This window comes from Frankia sp. CeRuru1 (genome assembly GCF_977966315.1).
The window spans coordinates 1,202-9,325 of the sequence record NZ_CDWWEW010000211.1 but is presented as its reverse complement, the minus strand read 5'-3'; the positions used below and the strand labels follow the sequence as shown (position 1 = coordinate 9,325).

The window sequence follows — 8,124 nt, the reverse complement described above, 5'->3', positions numbered from 1 at the left end:
GGCACACAAATGCGCCCCCGAACCCCCACTCCCCCCGGGGAAAACAACCCGCCGGACGATGGACAGAACGGCACCCGGCGTCACCCACCTCCGACGGCACATATGGAGCTTGCGCTACGCGCAAGCTCCCAGGACCCATGAGGCCGCCCATCGAACCAGGGGCGAGGGGCTCCGGGCACGCCGTGCCCTGGTAGAGAATTCTCCGGGGTGGCGTCGAGGGAAAGGAACCTGACCCTGGGTGAGTTCAGCGACTGGGATATCGGCATTGCCGAGCGTCGCAGGCGTCGGCTACGGCGGCGAGGCCCTTCCTGGCGGAGTTCTACTGGCCGTCGAGCGCACCGGGGCGGTGCTGCCGTAACCATGCCTCGACCTCAGGGCGCCGCCAGGCCCGGAAGTTCGGTCGCGCGATAACGGGCGTCGGGAAGTCGGACGCCTTCAAGATCATCTTGTTGACGGCGGTCTGGGAGATCCCAAGCAACGACGCGATGTCACTGCTCGTCATGGTCTCATCCGCCACGGATCAACACTAGCTAGTTGCAGCGCTACAACCTCAGGGCGCATACTTTGATTGCAGCGCTACAACCCGTTGCGCCGAGAGGCGACTCCGCCCCGTGCCGACGATCGAGGCGGGACACCCGCGACGGATCCGCAAGGAGGCCGCAGTATGACCACCGTTCGACCATCCGAGCCACCCCCCAGTCCACAGCACGCGTCGGAGTTCGTCACGGTGACCCGCATCGTGCACCCGCCGGCGGTCGACATCGGGCTGTCCGTCTCGCCCGAGGCGACAGTCGAACAGGTAGCCGCCGCCCTCGCGTCCATGCCGGCCAGCGCCGTCTTCGCCGAGCACTTCGGCGACGTCGACGTCACCTTGGTCTTCCGCGAGACACCCTCGTTGTGACCTTCGCCGGAGGCGAGCCGCAGCGCTGTCTCAGCCGGTACAGGCAGGATGCCTTACAGCATGATCGATCATCATCCTCCTGGCACCGTTTCTACCTGGTTTGCACCGATTTCTTATTCGGATTCCTTCTTCGGACGGCCCTGGATTCGGGGTAGTTCCGCACATCGTGAGGCAGGGCGTGACGCCCTCGACGGCGTTGCAGGGGCACTGGCGATGAGCCCTCGTTTCTCGGCTGACGGTGCCCCGGTCGTCCCCCTGTACGGATTTTTGTCGGACCTGTCGGCTTAGATGTCCCCCACGAGACCACGACGCCGATCAACTACGGAGAGTTGTTGAAGGCGGAGTGCAGGGACGGGGGTTCGGAGTGTGGGCGCATAGCGCGAACTCGGACGGTGTTCGGCATCGGCTGATCGATCATCTGGAGGGCACAGGCGCGCTGACGGAACGGTTCGCGTCGGTGTTCGGAGCCGGGCCCGCGGGTCGCTTCCTGGGCTTGGGGCATGACGTGGGAAAAGCGTCTTGCGCTTGGCAGGAACATCTTCTGCGGGTGGAGGCGACGGGAGGCCGGGTCGGCTTCGAGCACAAGTCGCTCGGGGTGGTGCTGGCTCGTCGTCATGGGGCAGATCTGCTCGGGTTGGCGTTGCATGGACATCACGGTGGTCTGGCCAGTCCTTCGTTCGTCGCGGACGAGGTCGATGACGCGACGGCGGAGGAGCTTCGCGCCCGGGACGAGGCGGAGACGGCCTTGCGGCCCTTGCTCCCGGACCTGTTCGACGCTTCGGGAGTGCCGCTGCCTGGCGGATGTCACGAGCAGGTCGAGCGCGACATGCTGGTGCGCTTCCTGTTCTCCGCGCTGGTCGACGCCGATGGGCTGGACACGGCGGCGCACCGTACCGGTGGGCGACCTCGGGTCGCGGCGCCGGCGGATATGGCGATGTTGTGGGACCGCTTCGTCGACCGGCGTAAACGGTTGTTGGCGGGCCGGCCTGCTTCGGATGTTGATCGATGGCGGGAGGAGGTGTTCGAGGCCTCCGTCGCGGCGGCGTCGGTGCCGGGTGGGTTCTTTCGGTTGCCGGCGCCGACGGGGGCGGGCAAGACGATGGCGATGGCCGCGTTCGGGGTGCGGCATGCGTTGGAGCACGGCAAGTCGCGGGTGATCGTGGCGGTGCCGTTCATCACCATCACCGAGCAGAACGCGGCGGTGTACCGCAGCCTGTTGGATCCGGAGGGGTCGGACGGCGGTGAACCGGTCGTGCTGGAGCAGCATTCCCAGGTTACGGTGGACGAGAACAGTCCCGGGCGGCGGTGGGTCCGGCTGGCCGCGGAAAACTGGGACGCGCCGTTCGTGGTGACGACGACGGTGCAGCTGTTCGAGTCCTTGTTCGGTCGCAAGCCGGCGGCGATGCGGAAGGTGCATCGGCTGGCGAACGCGGTGATCGTGCTGGATGAGGTGCAGGCGCTGCCGCCGGCCCTGCTGGTACCGATTGTGGACGCGCTGCGGCTGCTGACCGTCCAGTTCGGGACGACCGTTCTCCTGGCGTCGGCGACCCAGCCAGATCTGTGGTCGCTTGGTCCCCTGAAGAACATCCGCCCAGTTGAGATGATCGCCGAGCCGAAGCGGCTGTACGACGCGTTGCGGCGGGTGCGCTACGAGTGGTGGACCGATCCGAAACCGACGCTGGAGCAGGTGGCTGATCGCGTTGCTCTCCCGGGGCCCGAGGGGCGGGACCAGTCGCTGACCGTGGTGAACACGATCATCGATGCCCGTCGGATGCGGGAGCTTCTCGCGGCACAGGTGCCGGCGGAGGTGTCGGTGTTGCATCTGTCGACGGCGATGTGTCCGGCGCACCGCCGGCAGGTTCTCAGGGAGGTGCGCGAGCGGCTGGCGAACGGGAAGCCGGTCCGGCTCGTCAGCACGCAGTTGATCGAATCCGGGGTGGACCTCGACTTCCCCCTCGTGTTCCGGGCGTTGGCTCCCGCCAACTCGCTGCAGCAGGCCGCCGGCCGCGCGAACCGCGAGGGCAACCTGGGCAGGGAGGGCGGTCTCGTCGTCGTGTTCGACTCGTCCGACAGCGGGAACCCGTCCGCCTACAAGCTGCCGGTCCGGCTCACTCGAGAGCGGATCGGCCCGGGTCTGGCCGACCCGGACGATCTCGACGCATTGCGCGACTACTACACCAGCTACTTCCGCCAGCCGGTCGTGAGCGGGCTCGCGAGTCGGGGTGCCGCCGTGCAGCAGAGCAGGTCCCGGCTCGACTTCCAGGCGGTGACCGATGGACCGCTGCGCGACGTGGGTAACAGCGACGAGCGGGACCGATCGCGGGCCTTCCGAATGATCGACAAGGACACGATCCCGGTCGCAGTCCCCTACGGCCCGGCCAAGGAGCTTGTCGGCGAACTGCTGGCCGAGCTGCGCACCAGTCCCACGCCGGACACCTCGATGATCCGCCGTATCCAGCCCTACCTGGTCCAGATCCAGCGGCACACCTGGAACCGGCCTGACGTCGCCGCCCTGTGCGAGCCCGTCTTCGGCGACCTCGTCGAATGGCGCGGCGGCTACGACGACGCTGGCCTTGTCCTCACCCCCACCGGCGAGGAGTTCGTCGCATGAGACCACGTGACCAGGAGATATCGCAGGTAACCGAGGCGGTTGATGGTTTGGCGGCGTGCTCGTGCCACTGGTACACAACCAAAGTTTAGTTGCGTACCATGTGCAGGGGCACCGTGTAGGGGGTCCCTGTGACCGCTCCCGAGGGGCTGTGCCATACTGCGCGAGGCGGTCCGCACGTACCCGTCCTGCGCCGGTAGGCCAGCGTGCCGGCGAGGCTTCTAACGGTTGAGTCCCGTGGCACGGGCAGGGCGCGAGTCTCGGATATAGATGATTCCGGGACCGCTGCCTGCCCGGGACCGTAGGGCACAACCGTTCCCGCCGGACACGTCGATTGGATGGCAGTTGGCATGAGCCCTGGCTAGTTCGAAGTCGAAGTCGACGAGCAAATTCCTGTAGCGGCGCCTTGCCGTACCCTCACCGCCGACGGCGAGGGTAGTTCGCGATGCGTCGATTGTGTGCACGACGCTGCGATCGGCGACCGAAAGCAGCCGGCACTTAATCATGTGCATCTTTCGCCTTTTTCTGATGGCTTTTACTTCAGGTGAGGAGTGCAGCGGATGGGATCATCGTTTTCCCGGTCGCCCTCGGGGGATCCGCCGGTGGTTGTTCAGGTGTGGGCTGAGGGAGGTTTGTTCACTCGGCCGGAGTTGCGGGTCGAGCGGGTCAGTTATCCCGTGATGACGCCGACCGCGGCGGTGGGGATCCTCGAGTCGATCTTCTGGAAACCGGAGTTCCGGTGGGTGCCGGTCGCGATCGAGGTCCTGAAGCCGATCAGGAAGTTCACCCTGCGGCGCAACGAGACCCATGACCTGCCGTCGCTGATGGACGCGGCCGCGGGGCATCGGAGGATTGACACGGCCGCGAACCGGGACCAGCGCAACGCGGTGTGTCTGAAAGACGTGGCCTACCGCCTCCACGCCCAGGTGGAGCTGCGGCCGCATGCCACGAAGACGACCGCCGCCTACCGGGACCAGTTCCGTCGGCGGGTGAGCCGCGGGGCGTGCTTCCACCAGCCGAGCATGGGTACCCGGGAATTCCCGGCTTACTTCGGACCGCCCGACGAGACCCCGCCGATCGACCACTCGGAAGATCTGGGGTTGATGCTGCACCGCATCCATCACGGCGAGCCGACCCGATTCGACTGGTTCCAGGCCCGGCTGGAGTCCGGAGTGTTGACCATCCCCGAGCATGGCGTGCGGGCCGATATCCCGGTGGTGGCGTAATGTTGCTGCAACGTCTCGCCGCGTTCGAGCGGCCTGTCATCCCGGGCTTCGAGGACGCCGCGCTTCCGCCGTTCTTCCAGATGCGGCCCATGCGGTGGGGGCTGCGTATCACCTCGGACGGCACGCTCGGCTCACCTGACCTGGTGGACCTGAGTAATCCGGCGGACCGTCAGATGAAGCACGGTGAGATCGGCCCGGTTCCCTACATCGCACGGGCCGCCGGCATCTCTCCGCTTCTGGGCGCGGACGACATCCAGTACGTTCTCGGTTGGGCCGACGACGCATCCAAATCGGACCGGGTCGCGGACTGCCACGCGGCGTTCGGCGACTTGATCCGGGGATGGTCGCTGGCCGCTCCCGACGATCCGATCGCCCAGGCCTGCGCTGCCTTCTTCGCCACCCGGCAGTATGCGGCGTTGACCCCGCCAGCTGCCTGGACCTCGAAACAGGGGGTGATTCTCCTCGTCGGCGCGCACGGCCACTGGGTGACCGAGGAGCCATCGCTTCGGGCCTGCTGGGAGTTGGAGGTGCAGCGCCGCAAAGCCGGAGGGAAGACCGACGGCGGGGGACGGAGCGGGACGTGCCTGGTGTGCGGACGGGTCGGAATCCTGGTCGACCGGTTCCCCCAGCAGATACCGCGCCGTCTCGTCCCCGGTTGCAGTCAGGCATCCGCGGCGCTGGTCTCGGCGAACAAGCGCATCCATACCTACGACTTCAGCGAGAACCTCACCACGGTGCCGGTCTGCCTGGGCTGCGCGCAACGGTCGGTCGCGAACCTGCAGTACCTGCTGGACGATCCCGATCATGCGATGACCGGCGGCGACAGTCGGATGACCTGGTGGACCCTCGGCCGCGACTTCGACCTGACGAACACCCTGGTGAAACCCGACCCGCAGCAAGTCACAAAGCTGGTGGCACGCATCCACTCCGGTACCGGGCCCGCCAAAATCCGCCATCTCGACCGGTTCTGCTCCGTCACGGTCAGCGGCAACGTGTCCCGGGTGATGATCCGGGACTGGATCGACATGCCACTCACGCAACTCGAGAAGAACATTGGCACCTGGTTCGCTGATCATCAGACGTTCGGCGTGGACACTTCGCGGGCGGGCTATCTCCCCTTGACTCGCCTCGACCTGGCCACCGGCCGGTGGATTGCGAACCGTGGCGGGGACAGCCAGGCAGGCGAGTACGCCCGGTTCGGCGCGGGCAACGCCCAGCGCCCCGAGAACGTACGCCGCCACCTTCTCCAGTCCGCGCTCAAAGGACTGCCGCTGCCGCCCGCGCTGTTCTCCCACCTGCTGACCCGTATCCGGACCGACGGCCATATCGACGACGCCCGCGTCGCGTTGCTCCGGCTCGCGCTGGTCCGCCGACGACCCCACCGCGTGGAAGACGCGGAAGAGAGGAATCAGTCCACCATGCCCGGACCAGGGCTCGACCCCCACAATCATGACCCCGCCTACCTCGCCGGGCGGATCTTCGCGCAGCTCGAAACGATCCAGTACTACGCCGCCCGCATCGGCCGCGGCAAAGAAGACCGGCTCAACGCCACCTTCGCCGACCGCCACCTGGCCGGTGCCATCACCAACCCGAAGATCGCCCTCATCCAGGGGCAGAAACTCGCCCAGCCCTGGCTGAAAAAGATCGGACGCAGCCGCCCCGACACCGCCATCGCCCTCGGCCGGCAGCTCTCCGACCTATTCGCCATGTTCGACGCGGGCCCTGGCCTGCCGGGACGCGCACAGCTCGACGAACAGGCACGGTTCGTCCTCGGATACCACCACCACCGCTCCGACTCGATGCGCCGCGGACGGGAGGCCAACGCCGCCAAGGCACTCGCCGCCACGACAGCCCAGGCGGACATCGATCCGGAGGACATGCACACCGAGGCACCCGAAACGCCTCCGAGGGACGACAACCAGGACACGTGACGAACGGCGAAAACACCGCGCCGCGCTGACCGGCCTGCACCCCAGCGGCTCGAGACCACCACCGGCTCGGCCCACCTCACCCGAGACTCCCCCAGCGTCTTCAAGGAGACCTTCCATGCCGACCTTCGTCCTAGACCCGAACGTCAAGCACGACATGGTGCTGCTGTTCGACGTCACCGACGGCAACCCCAACGGTGACCCGGACAACGGAAACCGGCCCCGCACCGACGACGAAACCGGCCATGGCCTGGTCACCGACGTCGCGATCAAGAGGAAGGTCCGCGACACCATCGGCCTGGCCGCCGAAGCCGAAGGCCTCGACCTGACCCGCTACCAGATCTTCGTCGAAGCCGGCCACGCGCTGAACACCCGACTGGAAGAGTCCTACCTCGTCAAGGGACTCGAACTCGGCAAGAAGATCGACGATGCGAAAGCCGCGAAGGCCCGGGAATGGCTCGCCAACCGGTACGTCGACATCCGCCTGTTCGGCGCGGTCCTGTCCACCGGCAAGACCCAGTCGCTGGGGCAGATCCGCGGACCGATCCAGGTCGGCATGGCCCGGTCCCTCGACCCGGTCCTGCCCGTCGACCATGCGATCACCCGGGTCACCCAGACCACCCAGGCCGACATCGACAAGGGCGAACGCACCGAGATGGGCGGCAAGTGGACCGTCCCCTACGGCCTGTACCGGGCAGAGATCCACTACTCGGCGCCCCGAGGCCGCCAGACCGGTGTCAGCGCCGCCGACCTCGACCTGTTCCTGTGCACCCTGGTCAACATGTTCGACCACGACCGGTCCGCGACCCGCGGCGAGATGGCCACCCGTGGCCTATACGTGTTCAGCCACCACAACGCCTTCGGCGTCGCACCGGCCCACACCCTCTCCGCCCGCATCACCGCCCGGAAGATCTCCGCGGGTGAACCGCGCAGCTTCGGCGACTACAAGATCGACGTCGATGACGCCGACCTGCCCGACGACGTGGCCCTCACCCGCGTGCTGGGATGAACCCCTCCGACTGGTGGCCCGGCGGGGACGCCCACGCCGGACGGCTTCCCATCTCCGCCTTGGAACACCACGCCTACTGCCCCCGCCAGGCCGCACTGATCCACCTCGACAACGTCTTCGCCGACAACATCGAGACGATGCGCGGCAACGTCGCCCACGCTCACGTCCACGAACCGTCCCCCGCCGTCCCCACCCCCCAGGGAAACCGGATCCGGCAGGTCACCGGCCGGCAGGTCTGGAGCGACCGGCTGGGCCTGTACGGGGTATGCGACGTCGTCGAGATCAGCTCGACCAGCGCAATCCCGATCGAGCACAAGGTTGGCCCCTACGTCCCCGGCGGGCCGGCCGATCTCCAGGCCGGCGCCCAGGCGTTGTGTCTGCGAGACATGCTCACGCTCGACGTCCCCTATGCCGAAGTGTTTTCCCACACCGACCGTCGGCGCCCCCGCGTC

Annotated in this window: 7 protein-coding genes; 6 read left to right on the top strand and 1 reads right to left on the bottom strand. The window is 67.2% G+C overall.

The annotated features are described in order from the left end of the window. Positions 1 to 319: 319 nt before the first annotated feature. The gene (locus tag AC08OP_RS15415) at positions 320 to 502 is read right to left on the bottom strand and encodes a helix-turn-helix transcriptional regulator (protein WP_476614835.1); all 183 of its coding nucleotides are present in this window, start codon (positions 500 to 502) and stop codon (positions 320 to 322) included. Positions 503 to 664: 162 nt separating this feature from the next. On the opposite strand from AC08OP_RS15415, the gene AC08OP_RS15410 reads away from it, so the two are divergent. The 6 genes from AC08OP_RS15410 to AC08OP_RS15385 form a co-directional block, all read left to right on the top strand. Continuing rightward, a complete protein-coding gene (locus AC08OP_RS15410) occupies positions 665 to 901 on the top strand; it encodes a hypothetical protein (protein WP_476614834.1) in 237 nt (78 codons plus the stop codon). 238 nt (positions 902 to 1,139) lie between these two features. Next, the gene (gene cas3, locus AC08OP_RS15405) at positions 1,140 to 3,512 is read left to right on the top strand and encodes a CRISPR-associated helicase Cas3' (RefSeq protein WP_476614833.1); all 2,373 of its coding nucleotides are present in this window, start codon (positions 1,140 to 1,142) and stop codon (positions 3,510 to 3,512) included. 557 nt (positions 3,513 to 4,069) lie between these two features. Next, a complete protein-coding gene (gene cas5c / locus AC08OP_RS15400) occupies positions 4,070 to 4,735 on the top strand; it encodes a type I-C CRISPR-associated protein Cas5c (protein WP_476614832.1) in 666 nt (221 codons plus the stop codon). After that, on the top strand, positions 4,735 to 6,666 hold the full coding sequence (locus AC08OP_RS15395) for a type I-C CRISPR-associated protein Cas8c/Csd1 (RefSeq protein ID WP_476614831.1): 1,932 nt from the start codon (positions 4,735 to 4,737) through the stop codon (positions 6,664 to 6,666). The genes cas5c and AC08OP_RS15395 overlap by 1 nt, the downstream gene beginning before the upstream one ends. 115 nt (positions 6,667 to 6,781) lie before the next feature. Continuing rightward, positions 6,782 to 7,672: a type I-C CRISPR-associated protein Cas7/Csd2 gene (gene cas7c / locus AC08OP_RS15390; RefSeq protein WP_476614830.1), complete on the top strand. Its 891-nt coding sequence runs from the start codon at positions 6,782 to 6,784 to the stop codon at positions 7,670 to 7,672. Beyond that, the coding region (locus AC08OP_RS15385) for a CRISPR-associated protein Cas4 (RefSeq protein WP_476614829.1) at positions 7,669 to 8,124 on the top strand (456 nt) is incomplete at its 3' end. The genes cas7c and AC08OP_RS15385, both read left to right, overlap by 4 nt.

Coding starts and splice junctions, on each gene's coding strand:
- AC08OP_RS15415 (WP_476614835.1), bottom strand. CDS start 502: ATGACGAGCAGTGACATCGCGTCGTTGCTTGGGATCTCCCAGACCGCC.
- AC08OP_RS15410 (WP_476614834.1), top strand. CDS start 665: ATGACCACCGTTCGACCATCCGAGCCACCCCCCAGTCCACAGCACGCG.
- cas5c (WP_476614832.1), top strand. CDS start 4,070: ATGGGATCATCGTTTTCCCGGTCGCCCTCGGGGGATCCGCCGGTGGTT.
- AC08OP_RS15395 (WP_476614831.1), top strand. CDS start 4,735: ATGTTGCTGCAACGTCTCGCCGCGTTCGAGCGGCCTGTCATCCCGGGC.
- cas7c (WP_476614830.1), top strand. CDS start 6,782: ATGCCGACCTTCGTCCTAGACCCGAACGTCAAGCACGACATGGTGCTG.